This is a genomic window from Pseudomonas sp. PKS, assembly GCF_051913525.1.
GTDB classification, from domain to species: Bacteria; Pseudomonadota; Gammaproteobacteria; order Pseudomonadales; family Pseudomonadaceae; genus Aquipseudomonas; species Aquipseudomonas guariconensis_D.
Genome location: NZ_JBEGDO010000023.1, coordinates 1 through 17389 on the forward strand (window position 1 = coordinate 1; position 17389 = coordinate 17389).

A 17389-nucleotide genomic window follows, 5' to 3' on the forward strand; every position below is an offset into this window, starting at 1 on the left:
CCGCGACCCCCGGCGTGACAGGCCGGTATTCTAACCGACTGAACTACCGCTGCGCTAAACATCGAGAAGTGGTGGGTGATGACGGGATCGAACCGCCGACCCTCTGCTTGTAAGGCAGATGCTCTCCCGGCTGAGCTAATCACCCAACGTCTCGGTGTGGCGCGCATTCTACGGAGGACCTGCCACCCTGGCAAGCACTTTTTAAAAAAAAATTTTCAGATCTTTCAAAGACCTAGCACAACCACGCTTTTCCTTATGAATAAGTGTCTGGTGGCCCTCTGACAGGGTTGGCCTGTGGCCGCCCCTCGGAGAATAATGCCCGCCTTATGCATTAAGGAGAGACTCCCCCTCATGTGGTTCAAGAACCTGCTGAGCTACCGCCTGACCCAGGACATCCCGTTCGAGCCCGAGGCACTGGAAGCCGCCTTGGCCAGCAAGCCGGCCCGCCCCTGCGCCAGCCAGGAGCTGACCACCTACGGCTTCGTCGCCCCATTCGGTAAGGGCGAGGATGCTCCTCTGGTGCACGTCAGCGGTGACTTCCTGCTGATCGCCGCGCGTAAGGAAGAGCGCATCCTGCCAAGCAGCGTGGTCAACGATGCGGTCAAGGAAAAGATCGAGGAGATCGAGACCGAGCAGATGCGCAAGGTCTACAAGAAGGAGCGCGACCAGATCAAGGACGACATCATCCAGTCGTTCCTGCCCCGCGCCTTCATCCGCCGCTCGATGATCTTCGCCGCCATCGCCCCGCGCCTGGGCCTGATCCTGGTCAATTCAGCCAGCGCCAAGCGCGCCGAAGACTTGCTGTCGACCCTGCGTGAAGTCATGGGTTCGCTGCCGGTGCGTCCGGTCACCGTGAAGATCGCCCCGAGCGCGACCATGACCGACTGGGTCAAGTCTCAGGCACCTGCACCAGACTTCTTCGTCCTGGACGAGTGCGAGCTGCGCGATACCCACGAGGACGGCGGCATCGTTCGTTGCAAGCGTCAGGATCTGGCCAGCGAAGAGATCCAGCTGCACCTGGGCACCGGCAAGGTAGTCACCCAATTGGCCTTGGCCTGGCAGGACAAGCTCTCGTTTGTGCTGGACGACAAGACCGTGATCAAGCGCCTGAAGTTCGAGGAGTTGCTGCAGGAACAAGCCGAGCAGGATGGCGGTGAAGAAGCCCAGCAGCAGTTCGATGCCAGCTTCACCCTGATGATGATGACCTTCACCGAGTTCCTGCCGGCGCTGTTCGAAGCCCTGGGTGGCGAGGAGATCCCGCAGGGGGTCTAAGAGCGGTCAGAAGCTGCAAGAAGAAAGTCAGAAGCGACGGTGCGGTGCGGCCAGCACCGTGCTGCTTCACTTAAGGCTTGAAGCTTGGAGCTTGAAGCTGCGACACCGTGAATCCGTCGGACTTGCCCTGTTTTCTAGAAATGGGCAGTATAGTGCGCACTGTGAGGACGACCTCACGACGCTCTGCGTGATCATTCAGGGGGACGGCCCCATCCTTAACAACGATGGAGACCCACCATGTCCTGGATCATCCTGTTCTTCGCTGGCCTGTTCGAAGTTGGCTGGGCCGTAGGCCTGAAGTACACCGACGGTTTCACCCGTCCGCTCCCTACCGCACTGACCGTCGCCGCCATGGCCGTGAGCTTGGGCCTGCTGGGCCTGGCCATGAAGGAACTGCCGCTGGGCACGGCGTATGCCGTATGGACCGGCGTCGGCGCCGTCGGCACGGTGATCGCCGGCATCATCCTGTTCGGCGAATCCATGGCGATCATGCGCCTGATCAGCGTTGCACTGATCATCGCCGGCCTGATCGGCCTGAAGGTCAGCACCAGCTGACCTTCCGCCCCTCATCACTCAACGCACGTCGCCGCGCAGGGCACTGACCTTCTCGCGTAGCGCATTCGGCTGCGCCGCCTCCACCGGGATGGCGGCGCCAGCCACCAGCGTCACCCTCGACCACAGACGCTTGAAAAAGCCCTTGTTCGGATCGCGGCTGAAGAAACTGCCCCAGAGGCCTTGCAAGGCCAGCGGTATCACCGGCACGGGTGTTTCCTGCAGAATGCGGCTTACCCCTCCCTTGAAAACATCGATCTCGCCATCGGCGCTCAGCTTTCCTTCGGGGAAGATGCAGACCAGCTCGCCATCCGCCAGGTACTCGGCAATTCGCGCAAAAGCGCGCTCGTAAGTGGCCTCGTCTTCGCTGCGTCCGGCGATGGGGATGGCCCCGGCGGTGCGGAACACGAAATTGAGCACCGGCAGGTTGTAGATCTTGTAGTACATGACGAAGCGTATCGGCCTGCGAATCGCGCCGCCGATGAGCAACGCATCGACGAAAGACACATGGTTGCACACCAGCAACGCCGGGCCCTCATCGGGGATGCACTGCAGGTCCCGGTGTTCGACGCGGTACATGGAGTGGCTGAGCAGCCAGATCAGGAAGCGCATGGTGAATTCGGGCACGATGCGGAAGATATAGGCGTTGACCGCAACGTTGAGCAGCGACACCACCAGGAACAGCTGCGGGATGCTCAGTTTTGCCACGCTCAACAGCACGATGGTGATGATCGCCGAGACCACCATGAACAGTGCATTGAGGATGTTGTTGGCAGCGATCACCCGGGCCCGCTGGTCTTCGGGCGTACGCGCCTGGATCAAGGCGTACAGCGGCACGATATAGAAGCCACCGAATACCCCCAGGCCCACGATCGAAAGCAGGATCCACCAAGCTTGGCCCATGCCCAACAGCGCCAGCCAGTCATGGGGCACCTCCCCCACCGGCACATCGCCCGAATGCCACCACCACAGCAGGCCGAACAGGGTCAGGCCGAATGAGCCGAACGGCACCAGGCCGATCTCCACCTTGCGCCCACTCAGACGCTCGCAGAGCAGCGACCCCAGGGCGATACCCACCGAGAACAACGTCAGCACCAGCGTCACCACGGTCTCGTCGCCGTGCAGCCAGTCCTTGGCATAGGCCGGGATCTGGGTCAGGTAGATGGCGCCGACGAACCAGAACCAGGAGTTGCCGACGATCGAACGCGATACCGCCGGCGTTTGCCCCAGCCCCAGGCGCAAGGTGGCCCAGGATTGCTTGAAGATGTTCCAGTCCAGCTTCATCTGCGGGGCAGCGGCGGCCGCCCGCGGGATCCAGCGGCTGGCCAGGTAGCCGAGCACCGCGGTGCCGACCACGCCCCCTGCGACGACCGTGGCATAGCTGCCAGAGGACATCATCACCCCAGCACCGATGGTTCCGGCCAGGATCGCCAGGAAAGTGCCCATTTCCACCAGGCCATTGCCGCCGACCAGCTCCTCCTCACGCAAGGCCTGGGGCAGGATCGAGTATTTCACCGGGCCGAACAGCGCCGAATGGGTGCCCATCGCGAACAACGCCAGCAGCATCAGGTGCAAGTGGCCAGTGACAAATCCGGTCGCACCAATGGCCATGATGACGATCTCTGCCAACTTGATCGCACGGATCAACGCATCCTTGGCGAACTTCTCGCCGAACTGCCCGGCCAGTGCCGAGAACAGGAAGAATGGCAGGATGAACAGCAGCGCGCAGAGGTTTACCCAGATCGAACGATCGCCTTCCAGGCTGAGCTTGTACAGGATCGCCAGGATCAGCGACTGCTTGAACAGGTTGTCGTTGAAGGCACCCAGCGACTGGGTAATGAAGAACGGCAGAAAACGCCGCTTGCCGAGCAGGGTGAATTGCGAGGGGTGACTCATCGTCCGTGTACCTGGTTGGGCTTTTTCATTGGAGGCACGCACAGCGCGAGAAGCCACAAATCTGCATGGGAATGGGGCTTGCTGGCAACCGGAAGAATGCGTGCAGTTTTTGCCACCGTCACATCCCCCGCCACCAGACCCACGACAAACCTTGTGTCTGTCCTTATGCTTGGCCACTGGCACCACTCGACAACAAGGATGTCCGATGCTCGCCGCCCTCCATCGCTACCCTACCGCCGTGCGGCTGCTGCTGGCGATCACCTTCGCACTGACCTTGGCCCGGGCGATCACCCTGCCCTACCTGGTGGTTTACCTGGCGGACAACTTCCAGTTGCCGGTCAGCCACATCGGCCTGCTGATCGGCGGCGCGCTGATCCTGGCGTCATTACTGAGCCTGTATGGCGGCCATCTGGTCGACACCCTGAGCAACTATGCCCTGCTGATCGGCGCCATGCTGACGTTCGCCCTGGCCTTCGTCGGCGCCATCGCCAGCCGCTGGGCCACATTGTTCTTCCTGTGCCTGGTGCTGATCAACCTGGCCCTGGCGGTGGTCGACATCGCCGCCAAGGCAGGCTTCTGTACCTTACTGCCAGTGTCCGAGCGCGCCGAGGTATTCGCCATCAAGTACACCTTGAGCAACATTGCCTATGCAGCAGGCCCTCTGCTCGGGGTGGCCCTGCTCGAGTTGAACGACCACCTGCCTTTTGTGGTGTCTGCGGGGATCGGCCTAGGCATGGCCCTTCTGTACCAGCGCCTGGGCGAGCGACAACTGAAGACCAGTGAGCCACGCCAAACCGGCGCCGGCTTTATCCAGGTCGGTCTGCAACTGGCCCGGGACCGCCGGCTGGTGTGTTTCACCCTGGGCGGCGTGCTCAGTGCCGTGGTGTTCGGCCAGTTCACCGCTTACCTGTCCCAGTACCTGGTGGTCACCGCCAGCGCCAGCGAGGCGGCGCGATTGGTGGGCTACCTGGTGACCACCAACGCCACCACGGTGATCGCCCTGCAGTACCTGGTGGGCCGACGCATCGACCGCCAGCGCCTGATGCCTTGGCTCATGGCGGGCATGGCACTGTTCGTTCTCGGCCTGCTGGGCTTTTCACTGGCAGGCTCGGTCATGGCCTGGTGCCTGGCGATGCTGGTATTCACCTTGGGCGAGATCATCGTGATCCCAGCCGAATACATGTTCATCGACCTGATCGCGCCGGAGCACCTGCGCGGGGTCTACTACGGCGCGCAGAATCTCTCCAACCTCGGCGCGGCACTGGGACCTGTGCTCGTCGGCTTCGCGCTGGGACTGATGGTGCCGGTGGCGATCTTCTACCTGCTGGTGTTGTCGGTGATACTGGCGGCAGGGTTCTATTACCTGGGGACAAGGGGCACGATGGAGCGGCCATGACCCGTGGGTCCGTCCCGGCAGCGCCAAGCCGGCGCCTACAGGGTCGAAAGCCCAGGCCTGCGGCGTCCTGCCACTGCGACCATCGTCTGCGCTGACGAACCCCAGACTGCGTGCCAGACTGATTGATCGGGACCGCGTTTCCTTTTTTGCTCCGGAGTTTGCATGTCGTTGTCCAGTGGGCTGATCGCCGTGGTCGCCCTGGCCTATATGGCCATCATGTTCGCCATCGCCTTCTACGGCGACCGCCGCAGCACGCCATTGCCGCCACGCCTGCGCGCCTGGGTGTACAGCCTGTCGCTGGCGGTGTACTGCACAAGCTGGACCTTCTTCGGCGCGGTCGGCCAGGCTGCCGAACAGCTCTGGGCGTTCCTGCCGATCTATCTGGGGCCTGTGCTGCTGCTGATCTTCGCGCCCTGGGTGGTGCAGAAGATGGTGCTGATCAGCAAGCAAGAGAACATCACCTCGATTGCCGACTTCATCGCTGCACGTTACGGCAAGTCGCAGTCGCTGGCGGTGGTGGTGGCGCTGATCTGCCTGGTCGGCGTGCTGCCTTACATCGCCTTGCAGCTCAAGGGCATCGTGCTCGGTGTCAACCTGCTGATCGGTGCCAACGCCGATGCCACAGGCCCCCGGGTGCAGGACACGGCACTGGTGATCTCGCTGGTGCTGGCATTGTTCGCCATCGTCTTCGGCACGCGCAGCCTTGATGTCACCGAACACCACCGGGGCATGGTCCTGGCGATTGCCTTCGAATCCCTGGTCAAGCTGCTGGCATTCCTCGCCGTTGGCGCGTTCGTCGTGTTCAATCTGTACGACGGCTTCGACGATCTGTTCACTCAGGCGCGCCAGTCGGTGCACCTGGAAACCTACTGGCAGGAGACCGTCAACTGGCCCTCGATGGTGGTGCAGACTGCCGTGGCGATGATGGCCATCATCTGCCTACCCCGCCAGTTCCATGTCACCGTGGTGGAAAACATCGAGCCTCAAGACATGCGCATGGCCCGCTGGGTGTTCCCCCTGTACCTGGCCTTGGCCGCGCTGTTCGTGGTGCCGATCGCCCTGGCCGGGCAAATGCTGCTACCAGGCACGGTGATCTCCGACTCCTTCGTCATCAGCCTGCCCCTGGCCGAGGCGCACCCGAGCCTGGCATTGCTGGCATTCATCGGTGGTGCCTCAGCCGCCACCGGCATGGTCATCGTCGAGGCGGTGGCCTTGTCGACCATGGTATCCAACGACATGCTGCTACCGTGGCTGCTGCGTCGCAAGAACGCCGAGCGGCCGTTCGAGGCGTTCCGCCACTGGATGCTCTCGGTGCGCCGAGTGACCATCGTCGCCATTCTCCTGCTGGCCTATGTCAGCTACCGACTGCTGGGCTCCACCGCGAGCCTGGCGACCATCGGCCAGATCGCCTTCGCCGCCGTGACGCAATTGACGCCGGCGATGCTGGGGGCGCTGTATTGGAAGCAGGCCAATCGCCGTGGCGTATTCGCAGGCCTCGCGGCCGGGATATTCCTGTGGTTCTACACCCTAGTGCTGCCGATCGCCGCCCACAGCCTGGGATGGTCACTGCAGTTGTTCCCCGGCCTTGCCTGGCTGCACAGCAACCCGCTGGACCTGCCGATCACCCCACTGACCCAGGGCGTGGTGCTGTCCCTGGCGGGTAATTTCATCCTGTTCGCCTGGGTCTCGATCCTGTCGCGCACACGCGTCTCGGAGCACTGGCAGGCAGGCCGCTTCATCGGCCAACAGAGCAGCGCCCGCCCCAGCAACCGATCGCTGCTGGCGGTACAGATCGACGATCTGCTAAAGCTGGCTGCACGCTTTGTGGGCGAAGAGCGGGCGCGGCAGAGCTTCATCCGCTTCGCCTATCGCCAGGGCAAGGGCTTCAACCCCAACCAGAACGCCGACGGCGACTGGATCGAGCACACCGAGCGGCTGTTGGCGGGTGTACTTGGCACCTCTTCGACCCGGGCAGTGGTCAAGGCGGCCATCGAAGGCCGCGAGATGCAGCTTGAAGACGTCGTGCGCATCGCCGATGAAGCCAGCGAGGTGCTGCAGTTCAACCGCGCCCTGCTGCAAGGCGCCATCGAGAACATCAACCAGGGCATCAGCGTGGTGGACCAGAACCTGCACTTAGTGGCCTGGAACCGCCGTTACCTGGAGTTGTTCAACTACCCCGATGGGCTGATCAGCGTGGGCCGACCAATCGCCGACATCATCCGCCACAATGCCGAACGCGGCCTGTGCGGCCCAGGCGAGGCACAGGTGCACGTCGCCCGCCGCCTGCACTGGATGCGCCAGGGCCGTGCGCACACCTCCGAGCGGCTGTTCCCCAATGGTCGGGTCATCGAGCTGATCGGCAACCCCATGCCGGGCGGGGGTTTTGTCATGAGCTTCACCGACATCACGCCCTTCCGCGAAGCCGAGCAGGCACTCAAGGATGCCAACGAAAGCCTGGAACAACGGGTCGCCGAACGGACCCAGGAGCTCTCCCAGCTCAACCAGGCGCTATCGGAGGCCAAGAGCCGTGCCGAAGCGGTCAGCCAGTCCAAGACCCGCTTCCTGGCTGCGGTCAGCCATGACCTGATGCAGCCGCTCAATGCCGCGCGGCTGTTCTCTGCCGCCCTGTCGCAACAGGCTGAAGGCATGAACGAAGAGGCCCGGCAACTGGTGCAGCACATGGACAGCTCTCTGCGCTCGGCGGAGGAGCTGATCAGCGACCTGCTGGACATTTCACGGCTGGAAAACGGCAAGATCACGCCCGATCCCAAGCCGTTCGCCCTCAACGAGCTGTTCGATACCCTGGGTACCGAATTCAAGGTGCTGGCGGCAGAGAAGGGTTTGGAGTTCCGCCTGCGGGGCAGCCGGCTGCGGGTCGAAAGCGACATGAAACTGCTGCGCCGGGTCTTGCAGAACTTCCTGACCAACGCCCTGCGCTACGGCAAGAGCCCCCTGCTGCTCGGCGTGCGTCGTCAGGGCGAGCGCCTGTGGCTGGAGGTCTGGGATCGCGGCCCGGGGATCGCCGACGACAAGTTGCAGGTGATTTTCCAGGAGTTCAAGCGCCTGGACAGCCACCAGACCCGCGCTGAAAAAGGCCTGGGGCTGGGCCTGGCAATCGCCGATGGCCTGTGCCGGGTGCTGGGCCATCCACTGGAAGTGCGCTCCTGGCCGGGCAAGGGCAGTGTCTTTAGGGTCAGCGTGCCGATCGCCCGGGCTCCGGCGCCCGAGACCCGCACGCCCGTGGAACAGGTCAGCCAGCCCCTGGCCGGCTTGCAGGTGCTGTGCGTGGACAACGAAGACAGCATTCTCCTCGGCATGAACAGCCTGCTCAGCCGCTGGGGCTGCCAGGTCTGGACGGCGCGCAACCGGGAAGAATGCGAAGCGTTGCTGGCCCAAGGCATGCGCCCGCACCTGGCGCTGGTGGATTTCCACCTGGACGATGGCGAGACCGGTACCGAGCTGATGGCTTGGCTACGCACCCGCCTGGGCGAACCGGTGCCTGGCGTGGTGATCAGCGCGGACGGGCGCAACGAAACCATCGCCATGGTCCACGCCGCCGGCCTCGACTACCTGGCCAAACCTGTCAAGCCGGCGGCCTTGCGCGCCTTGCTCAATCGCCATCTGAGCCTGGTTCAGTAAGCGCTTCGCCAGCCGGCACACCCTCGGCAAGCGCCCGCTCGAGCAATTCGCCCGGCAGGCTCTTGCTGGCCCGGGCGCCAAGCAGTTTGAGTTGCTCGCTGCGGCTGACCAGGTTGCCGCGACCCTCGCAGAGTTTGTTGCGGGCAGCGGCATAGGCCTTGTCTACCTGCTGCAGGCGGCTGCCCAGTTCGTCCAGGTCCTGGATGAACAAGACGAATTTGTCGTACAGCCACCCGGCTCGCTCGGCGATTTCCCGGGCATTCTGGCTCTGGCGCTCCTGCTTCCACAGGCTGTCTATGACCCGCAAAGTCGCCAGCAAGGTGGTCGGGCTGACAATCACGATCTGCCGGTCGAAGGCTTCTTGGAACAGGTTGGGCTCGGCCTGCAAGGCTGCCGAGAACGCCGCTTCTATGGGCACGAACAGCAGGACGAAATCCAGGCTGTGCAAACCGTCCAGGCGATTGTAATCCTTGCTCGACAGCCCTTTGACATGACTGCGCAGGGATTGTACGTGCTGCTTGAGGGCAGCCTGGGCGCGCTCAGCATCGGTGTCAGCCACAAACTGCTGGTAGGCCGTGAGGCTGACCTTGGCATCGACCACGACCTGCTTGTCGCCCGGCAGCATGATCAGCACATCGGGCTGGTAACGTTCTCCGTCGGCACTTTTGAGGCTGACCTGGGTCTGGTACTCCCGGCCCTTCTCCAGCCCCGCATGCTCCAGCACCCGCTCTAGAATCAGCTCCCCCCAATTGCCCTGGGTCTTCTGACCCTTCAAGGCTTGAGTCAGGTTCGTGGCTTCATCCGACAGCCGCAGGTTGAGCTGCTGTAGGCGCTCGAGCTCCTTGCCCAGGGAAAAGCGCTCGCGCGCCTCTTGCTGGTAGCTTTCCTCCACGCGCTTCTCGAAGGCCTGGATGCGCTCCTTGAGCGGGTCGAGCAACTGGCCTAGGTGTTGCTGGCTGGTCTGGGTGAAGCGTTGCTCACGCTCGTCGAAGATCTTGGTGGCCAACTCGGCGAACTGGGCACGCAAGGTATCACGCGCCTCCTGCAGGTCTTCGAGGCGCTGTTGGTGGCTTTCCTGCTGTTCACGAAGCTCTGCCTCCAGGCGTGCGGACTGGGCCTCCAGGCGACGCTGCTCGGCTTCGCGATTGGCCCGCTCAAGCTGCCAGGCATGGGCGGCATCACGGGCGTTGTCTCGATCTATCTGCAACAACTCGAGCTCCCGGGCCTGAGCCGCCAAGGTGGTCTGCTTGACCACGTTCGCCTCGCTCAGGTCGCTGATCTCGTCACGGCAAGCCTCCAGTTGCGCTTGCAGACCTTCCTGGGCAAGTTGAGCGCTGGACAGGCGCTCTTGCACCAAGGCCAGCTCCGATTGCCTGGCCGACAGCTGTCGCTGCAACTGCAATGCCCAACCCAGGCAAGGGACGGCTGCGGCAACGAGGCCCAGCAAAATACTGGCAAGATCCACTGCCATAGCGACTCCAATCGATGTTCGACAATATGCCGTGCAGCTTATCAGTTGAGGCTTTGGGTGGCTTTATCGGTCCTGTCGCGGGGGTAAGCCACTCCATCATGGGTGTAGCGGGCATCTCCTGCGATAGGCGCTCAAGCCGGAAACAGCTGTCGGAGCAACCGCCGCGCTTCCTGCGACCCCTGCCCTGCCGCCAATTCCAGCCAATAGCGGGCCTGCTCCGGCTCGCTGGCCTGGCACAAACGACCATATTCAAGCTGCGCACGGCGATCGCCCGCGCGCGCAGCCTGACGCAACAGGTCGTGACCGATGCGCCGGTCGCGGGCATTGCCGCACTCCCGGCAGAGCATCTGCCCCAGGCGGCTCTGGGCCACGACCACGCCCTGGCGCGCGGGTTGTTTGAGCAGGCGGCCAGCCAGGTGCTTGACGTGCGTCTTGTGCCCCAGGCGCGGGTTGTCGAGCAGCCATAGGGCCACTTTCAGGGAAAAGCGCTTGGCAGAAGGCTCTGACGAAGGGAGAGGGGTACTTGCGAGGTGTTTACCGCGAAACTTCATGACCAACAGCGAAGGCAACTCGAGAGGCGCGCCACTGTACTCTTTTTTTATCCTCATGACCCGGCGCTTTGGGGTAGATGTAAAAAAAATTTCTATGATCTTTTCTTGACGTTTTTCGAAGCCATGGTAGTGCGTGTTGGCTGCTTCACGATTGTCGGACAGTTCGAAAAACAGCTGGCACGCCCGTCCTAGAGCAAGCGCTCGGGACAATCCACAGAAGCTGTGGATAACTCGGTGGACAACCACCCCGACGGGGCCGCAAAGCCCTATGGAATGGGGCTTTCGGTCAAACTGTCGATTTTTTCACCAGCAAAAATTAGTGTTTTTTTTCATTGACTTAAGCGCACAGTCAAGTCATTGGCGAGGCACCCGTAGGTTGTTGCCAGGTTGTTACAAGTCGTTGTCACTGTGTGTACAAGTGAGCGAGTTACAGCCATTTGGATGCCATCGTGCATGCATTGTCCCGCCCTGCCGATCTGCGCCCCACTTCACAGCCAGTGAATTAATCGCCATACTGCTCGGCTGGCCTGGCAAAACACGAAACCACTTGCTAGGCACAGATATTTAGGGTAGGGTGCTCTGCGTTAGTACCCAGCTGAAAGTCAATTCTGGCCAACAGTGTCCTTGCAGTGCCTCGCTCGACCCAACGAGCAACCACTGCTGAAACCAGGACCGGCCCTTTCGATGATTCCCAGGCAGCTCCGCTGCGCCATCACGAATCACGTAACAGATTGATCGGGATTTTTCACCCAGAGGCCTCGAACCTTGGCCCTGGCGTGCCTTGCCCGCCTTCTGATGTACCTACCAGTCAGCCCAGCGCCCACATTTGCTTGCGCCTCCTCTGGCTGCCCTGTTCCAGTCAGGTTCTTCGTCCCTTAATAAAGGCGTCACTGGAACGTTTCTAAGATGCACGGATCGAACCCCGTGTTAAATGCAGGAACATCCAAACAATATGAATACCCATCATCAGATCCAATCTGCCATCGGCACCCTGTCCCAGGCCTTCGCACCCTTGAAGTGCCTCATCGTTGCACCTCGCAAGGGCAGCTTCAGCTTCACCCTGGTCGACGAACATGGCGTCGCGTGCCATACCGAACGTCTGTACCCCGAACAGTACAACCGCAGCGCGCCGCTGCAGGCCGTCATCGAGCGCACCCGCCAGTCGTTGGCCGCGTGAACGGCCAATACCGAGGTATTCACACGCTCGATAAACCCTTCGCTTGCCAGCCGGATCGTTCTTGGCGTAATTGCTACAAGGCATATACGCCGAGGCGTCCGGCAGCAATCGATTTAAAAACAGCCCTTTACACCACGATTATCACACTACACTTCAACTCGAGCGGTGCGAGCCGCTTCCGGCGGGCCTGATCAATTCACCAGCTGCCAAGCTCCAGCGCCCGTCGGCCCTTAACTGATCGAGGGCATCATGGGCATCGCAGCGAAAGAGTTGTGTCAGTTTGTGATCCGACCGACCCTGATCTACCTGGACCGTCATTGCGAAAGCGCCGAAGCCTTGCTGCTGGGCGTGGCCGCCAGCCAGTCGGCACTCGGCTCGGCATTGCACGACAGGCGTGGTCACGGCCTCTACCGAATCGGCGAAACCCGACATCAGGCGCTTTGGGACGACTTCCTGGCGCGTGATCCGGATCTGGCGAGCCTGGTCCGCGGCCTGGCCAGCCAGCACGCCTTCCTTCGCGGCCCCCACCTGGAACTTGCAGTCAACCTGCGCTATTCCACCGCGATTGCCTGGATGCTCATCGAAGAGCAGGCCCCTCGATTGCCAGCAGCCGACGACGTGTTGGGACTGGCGCGCATCTGGCGCCAAATCTTCCACCCCCAGGGGCGTCTACGCGATTTCACCCACGCTTGGCAGCTTTGTGTGAACCCCATTCTTTCCGAAGCCTCTTAAGAGGCGTCTTACAACTTAACCGGAAAAAAGGGAATTTTGGTCGGATTGCCCTACAAAACTACACGAACTGCTGCGATTGAGCCTATAGCGCAGCACGTAAATTGTTGGTAGCTTTTCGCCCCGGAGAACCCAAGGAGTTTCACAATAATGAAAAAAGCAATGCTCAAAACCTCCCTCGGTGTAGCTGTCGCCCTCGCATCCAGCCAACTGTTCGCAGCAGGTTTTGCCCTCAACGAACAAAGCGTCAGCGGCATGGGGACAGGTTTCGCAGGTCGTTCGTCTTCTGCCGAAGATGCCAGCACTGTCTATGGCAACCCTGCCGGCATGTCGCGCCTGAAGCGCGAACAAGTTACCGTCGGCGGTGCAGCAGTCATCGCCAAGACCGACATTTCGGGTCGCGGAAGTAACTATGGGGGTGAGACTGACGGTGACATGGTGCCAACCGTCGGCGTACCAATGGGCTACTACGTCAAGCCGATCGATGATCACTGGAGCGTAGGTTTCGGTGTCTATGTACCCTTCGGCCTGATTACCGACTACGGCGGAGATGACGCTGCACGTTACTGGGGCAAGAAGAGCAAGGTCGAGGTCGTCACCTTCCAGCCGACCGTGAGCTATGCATTCAACGACAAAGTTTCGATTGGCTTTGGCCCAACCATCAACCGCATCAAGGGTGAGCTGGGTTCGAACCTGCATAGCGTCAACCCATTCTCGCCCGGTGATGGCGAAGTCAAGATCAAGGGCGACGATACCGCTGTCGGTTACAACATCGGCGTGCTGGTTCAAGCCACTGACCGTACCCGTCTTGGCCTGACCTACCACTCGATGGTCGACTACAAACTCGAGGGCAACACCCGGGTTTCGTACCCTGTGCCAGGCTTCAGCGGTAAATTCGACGCCAGCCTGAAGATCAAGACCCCTGAGTCGGTAGATTTCTCGATCACCCACGAACTGGATGACAACTGGACGCTGTATGCCGGTAGCACCTGGACTCGTTGGAGCCGTCTGGAAAACATCACTGTCGAGAACGAGGCTCCGGCAGGCTACCCGCTCAAGACCATCACCGAAGAGCAAAACTGGCACGACACCTGGGCCCACGCCATTGGCGCAGCCTATAAGGTGAACAAGGAGTGGACCCTGCGCGCAGGCTTCTCCGTCGACCAGTCGCCAACCAATAACCACGACCGTTCGCCACGCATTCCGACTGGCGATCGCAAGGCGGTCAGCTTCGGGGCTGGCTGGAGCCCGAACGACGACATGACCATCGATGTTGCCTACTCCTACCTGTGGGAAGAAGACACCAAAGTCAACAATCGCACGGACTCCCCTTTGAAGGGCAGCTACCAGGCCAAGTACGAAAACAGCGCTCACGGCATCGGTGCATCCCTCACCTACCGCTTCTGAGTCGCACCCGCTACATGGAGAAACCGCCCTCGTGGCGGTTTTTTCATGCCTGTACCAACCAATCCTCGCCCAATGCTTCCTGCAGATAAGCCATGAACGCCCTTACCTTGGGGGTCATGGCGAAGCGGTCGGCCAGGCACAGGTAGATGTCCATTGGCTCAGTTTGGGCGTAGGCCTGGCCGGCAGCGCCAGGCTCGAACAAAGGCACCAGCCGGCCAGCGGCCAGGTGCGGCTTGACGATGAACTCCGCCAGACGCGTGATTCCACCATCGCTGAGCGCCATTTGAGTGAGGGCATCGATGTCGTCGCTGATCAGCACATTGCCGAACGCTGCTTCGAAACGCAGCCCATCACGCACGAACCCCCAACGCAGCAAACGCCCATCGACTGGGTAGCGAAACACCAGGCAACGGTGATCACGCAGGGCTTCAGGGGTACCCGGCAGCCCGGCGCTGCGCAGGTAACCCGGCGATGCGCAGCAGACGAATGGGATGCGCGCGATATGCCGGGCTAACAGATGGTCTTCCAATTGCGGAGGGATACGCAGGCTGACATCCACGTCCTCGCGCACATGATTGACCTTCCGATCAGTCGTTATCAACTCTATCGAAAGAAACGGATAACGCGCGCTGAACCCCGGGATCAGCGGGGCCAGCACATGCCGCCCGAACGCCGAGGTCGAGGCGATGCACAAGCGCCCTTGAGGCTCGCTTTCAGGGGTGGTGACTGCCAACTCGGCCTGCGCCAGATCACGTTCCACATGCCGCACTTTCTCGTAGTACAGGGCGCCCGCTGAGGTCAGTGCCATGCTTCGCGTGGTACGCGATACCAAAACCACCTGCAGATGCTGCTCAAGACGCGCCAGGTTCTGGCTCACTGCTGCCGGGCTCACGCCAAGGCTACGCGCTCCACCGGCGATGCTGCCTGCCTCGACAATCTTGATGAAACAGCGAATGGCATTGAGCAGATCCATGGGTTGGCCTTCGATTCGTAAGTTTTTCTTTATAAAGAACTCACTTGCCGCGGTCTACAGCCCGCTGGTCGCACTGATTAACCTGAGCGCCTCCATGGATTCGACGAGGAACATTCGATGAACGAACTGTCCACCCTGCGCAGCCGCCGCAAACTGCGCGCCAGCGCCACGCCTTACGTATTTGCCTTTTATATGTCGGCCATCATGGCCCTGCTGATGTGCTTCGTGATCACGGCTGCAACCGCCGGGGTGAGCGATGATTTCTTGGACAAGGTGCTGCAGGCGTACCGCTTGGCAATGCCAGTGGCTTTTGTCTGTGTCCTGCTGGTACGCCCAGTGGTGATGCGCCTGGTGGCCCTGACCGTGCACCCGCACTGATCATCAGGGCTGGGAGGCGATGGCTTTTTCGATCGCAGCCTGGAAGGCGGGGTCGTCAGGCTTGGTCAGGCTGGAGAAGTTGGCGATCACCTTGCCCTGGCGATCTACCACGTATTTGTAGAAATTCCATTTCGGCGCACTGCTCTGGCGCGCCAGCTCAACGAACAAGGGCACCGCATCCTTGCCACGCACTGGCTGCGCCTTGGTCATCGTGAAGGTCACGCCATAGTTGGCGTAGCACACCTTGGCGGTCTTCTCGCTGTCGGCATCCTCCTGCTTGAAGTCGTTCGAAGGCACGCCGAGCATCTCCAGGCCCTGTTCGTGGTAGGCCTTGTAGGTCGACTCCAACCCCTCGAACTGCGGGGCAAAACCGCAATAGCTGGCGGTATTGACCACCACCAGCGGCTTGCCGGCAAAGCGCTCGCACAAATCGATCTGTTCCTTGCCACGCAGCTCGGGCAGGCTGCCTTGCAGCAAGGCGGGGCAATCGGCCGCCCAACTGGACGAGGCGGCGGCCAGAACCAGCAAAGAGAGGGTAAACCTGCGTAGAGACATCGTTCGGCACTCCTGCAAGATGAAAATCCGTTACCTGCAGGGTAGCGCCTAACAAACACCCATGCCCAACTGCATCAACGCCAGGCCACCCTCGTGCCAGCCCCACCAGGCCAGCGCCAGCAGCAGGAGCGCGCCTGCTGCCAGCAACCCGCGCGTCAGGGAGCGGTTCATGCCGGCTGGGCCTGCAGCCGTGCCACAGGACGCTCGCGCACTGGCCAGTTCAGGGCAGCAGCCAACACGCTCAGCAGAATCGAGATCTGCCAGACCAGCTCGTAGCTGCCGGTACGGTCATACACCACCCCGCCCAGCCAACCACCGAGGAAAGCGCCCAACTGATGGAACAGGAAGACGATGCCTCCGAGCATGGACAGGTTGCGCACACCGAACACCGTGGCCACGGTGCCATTGGTCAGCGGGACCGTGGACAACCACAAAAGCCCCATGGCAATGCCAAACAGATAGGCACTGATCTGAGTCACCGGCGCCCACAGGAACAACAGGATCACCACTGCCCGCAACAAGTACAAGCCCGTGAGCAATCGCGGCTTGGACATGCGCCCGCCCAGCCAACCGGCGGTGTAGGTACCGACGATATTGAACAGCCCGACCAACGCCAGCACCGTGGTGCCGGTGGTCGCCGGCAGATGCTGGTCCACCAGGTAGGCTGGCAGATGTACGCCGATGAACACCACCTGGAAACCGCAGACGAAAAAGCCCAGCGCCAGCAACCAGAACCCTGAATGCGAACATGCCTCGCGTAGCGCCTGGTTGAGTGTTTGCTCGGTACCGTGGCTGGGAAGCGGTCGATCACGCAACAGGCCCACGAACGGCACGATCAAGGCCACCAGCAAGCCCAGCACCAGCAAGGCCGCCGACCAACCCAGCCACTGGATCAGGCCGAGCGTCCCCGGCAGCATGGCGAATTGGCCGAATGAGCCGGCGGCACTGGCGATCCCCATGGCCAGGCTGCGTTTTTCCGCCGGGACCGCACGTCCCACAACCCCGAGAATGACCGAGAAGGATGTACCGGACAGCCCAATGCCGATCAGCAGACCTGCACTTAGCGAGAGCGACCAGGCCGAGTCGGCCATGCCCATCAATACCAGCCCAACGGTGTAGAGAATCCCGCCGATGATCACGACCCGCGCGGCGCCCAGGCGGTCAGCCAAGGCCCCGGCAAAGGGCTGGGCCAGGCCCCAGATCAGGTTCTGCAGGGCAATGGCGAAGGCGAACACTTCCCGCCCCCAGCCGAACTCGGCACTCATCGGCGCCAGGAACAGGCCAAAGCCGTGCCGCACCCCCAGGGACAACGCCAGAATCAGCGCCGCCCCCAACAATATCCACCCGCTGGTCCGCCATACCGAGCTCATCGTCGTTCTCTCCAGCACATCGC

General features: G+C 61.7%; 15 protein-coding genes and 1 tRNA gene. 8 read left to right on the plus strand and 8 right to left on the minus strand.

Features of this window, described 5'->3' with window-relative positions:
* Nucleotides 1-69 precede the first annotated feature (69 nt).
* Nucleotides 70-145, minus strand: a tRNA-Val gene (locus tag ABOA88_RS19590).
* Between the two features lie 206 nt (nucleotides 146-351).
* Between ABOA88_RS19590 and rdgC the strand changes: the two genes are divergently transcribed.
* Both rdgC and sugE read left to right on the plus strand, forming a co-directional pair.
* Nucleotides 352-1272, plus strand: coding sequence for a recombination-associated protein RdgC (rdgC, locus tag ABOA88_RS19595; RefSeq protein WP_196169561.1), 921 nt, complete (start codon nucleotides 352-354; stop codon nucleotides 1270-1272).
* A 237-nt stretch (nucleotides 1273-1509) separates the two neighbouring features.
* The gene (sugE, locus tag ABOA88_RS19600) at nucleotides 1510-1827 is read left to right on the plus strand and encodes a quaternary ammonium compound efflux SMR transporter SugE (protein WP_043215559.1); all 318 of its coding nucleotides are present in this window, start codon (nucleotides 1510-1512) and stop codon (nucleotides 1825-1827) included.
* A gap of 18 nt (nucleotides 1828-1845) precedes the next feature.
* On the opposite strand, the gene ABOA88_RS19605 is transcribed toward sugE, so the two are convergent.
* Nucleotides 1846-3720 carry an MFS transporter gene (locus tag ABOA88_RS19605; RefSeq protein WP_367851116.1) on the minus strand — a complete coding sequence of 625 codons (1875 nt, stop codon included), beginning with the start codon at nucleotides 3718-3720 and terminating at the stop codon, nucleotides 1846-1848.
* A gap of 205 nt (nucleotides 3721-3925) precedes the next feature.
* Here ABOA88_RS19605 and ABOA88_RS19610 point away from each other — a divergent pair, with 205 nt between their 5' ends.
* Entirely contained in the window at nucleotides 3926-5116 is a 1191-nt protein-coding gene (locus ABOA88_RS19610; RefSeq protein WP_367851115.1) for an MFS transporter, read from the plus strand.
* A gap of 162 nt (nucleotides 5117-5278) precedes the next feature.
* Entirely contained in the window at nucleotides 5279-8755 is a 3477-nt protein-coding gene (locus tag ABOA88_RS19615; RefSeq protein ID WP_196169564.1) for a hybrid sensor histidine kinase/response regulator, read from the plus strand.
* On the opposite strand, the gene rmuC is transcribed toward ABOA88_RS19615, so the two are convergent.
* Both rmuC and ABOA88_RS19625 read right to left on the minus strand, forming a co-directional pair.
* Nucleotides 8727-10112, minus strand: a complete 1386-nt coding sequence (gene rmuC, locus ABOA88_RS19620) for a DNA recombination protein RmuC (protein ID WP_196169622.1) — start codon at nucleotides 10110-10112, stop codon at nucleotides 8727-8729. The two genes, ABOA88_RS19615 and rmuC, sit on opposite strands and share 29 nt — an antisense overlap.
* Before the next feature lie 245 nt (nucleotides 10113-10357).
* Nucleotides 10358-10777: a tetratricopeptide repeat protein gene (locus tag ABOA88_RS19625; RefSeq protein WP_196169623.1), complete on the minus strand. Its 420-nt coding sequence runs from the start codon at nucleotides 10775-10777 to the stop codon at nucleotides 10358-10360.
* Between the two features lie 952 nt (nucleotides 10778-11729).
* On the opposite strand from ABOA88_RS19625, the gene ABOA88_RS19630 reads away from it, so the two are divergent.
* From ABOA88_RS19630 to ABOA88_RS19640, 3 genes are all read left to right on the plus strand, one after another.
* Nucleotides 11730-11954, plus strand: a complete 225-nt coding sequence (locus ABOA88_RS19630; protein WP_196169565.1) for a hypothetical protein — start codon at nucleotides 11730-11732, stop codon at nucleotides 11952-11954.
* A gap of 249 nt (nucleotides 11955-12203) precedes the next feature.
* Entirely contained in the window at nucleotides 12204-12686 is a 483-nt protein-coding gene (locus ABOA88_RS19635) for a hypothetical protein (protein ID WP_196169566.1), read from the plus strand.
* A gap of 147 nt (nucleotides 12687-12833) precedes the next feature.
* Complete coding sequence (locus ABOA88_RS19640; RefSeq protein WP_196169567.1) at nucleotides 12834-14090, plus strand: OmpP1/FadL family transporter; 1257 nt, start codon at nucleotides 12834-12836, stop codon at nucleotides 14088-14090.
* A 43-nt stretch (nucleotides 14091-14133) separates the two neighbouring features.
* Here ABOA88_RS19640 and ABOA88_RS19645 read toward each other — a convergent pair whose 3' ends face one another.
* Entirely contained in the window at nucleotides 14134-15063 is a 930-nt protein-coding gene (locus ABOA88_RS19645) for a LysR family transcriptional regulator (protein ID WP_367851114.1), read from the minus strand.
* A 117-nt stretch (nucleotides 15064-15180) separates the two neighbouring features.
* On the opposite strand from ABOA88_RS19645, the gene ABOA88_RS19650 reads away from it, so the two are divergent.
* Nucleotides 15181-15441, plus strand: a complete 261-nt coding sequence (locus ABOA88_RS19650) for a DUF2798 domain-containing protein (protein ID WP_196169569.1) — start codon at nucleotides 15181-15183, stop codon at nucleotides 15439-15441.
* A gap of 3 nt (nucleotides 15442-15444) precedes the next feature.
* On the opposite strand, the gene ABOA88_RS19655 is transcribed toward ABOA88_RS19650, so the two are convergent.
* From ABOA88_RS19655 to ABOA88_RS19665, 3 genes are read right to left on the minus strand one after another with little or no spacing between them, the layout of a single operon-like run.
* Nucleotides 15445-15996 carry a glutathione peroxidase gene (locus ABOA88_RS19655; RefSeq protein ID WP_196169570.1) on the minus strand — a complete coding sequence of 184 codons (552 nt, stop codon included), beginning with the start codon at nucleotides 15994-15996 and terminating at the stop codon, nucleotides 15445-15447.
* A gap of 48 nt (nucleotides 15997-16044) precedes the next feature.
* The gene (locus ABOA88_RS19660; protein ID WP_268866955.1) at nucleotides 16045-16167 is read right to left on the minus strand and encodes a hypothetical protein; all 123 of its coding nucleotides are present in this window, start codon (nucleotides 16165-16167) and stop codon (nucleotides 16045-16047) included.
* On the minus strand, nucleotides 16164-17366 hold the full coding sequence (locus ABOA88_RS19665; protein ID WP_196169571.1) for an MFS transporter: 1203 nt from the start codon (nucleotides 17364-17366) through the stop codon (nucleotides 16164-16166). Before ABOA88_RS19665 ends, ABOA88_RS19660 begins: the two co-directional genes overlap by 4 nt.
* Between the last annotated feature and the right edge of the window lie 23 nt (nucleotides 17367-17389).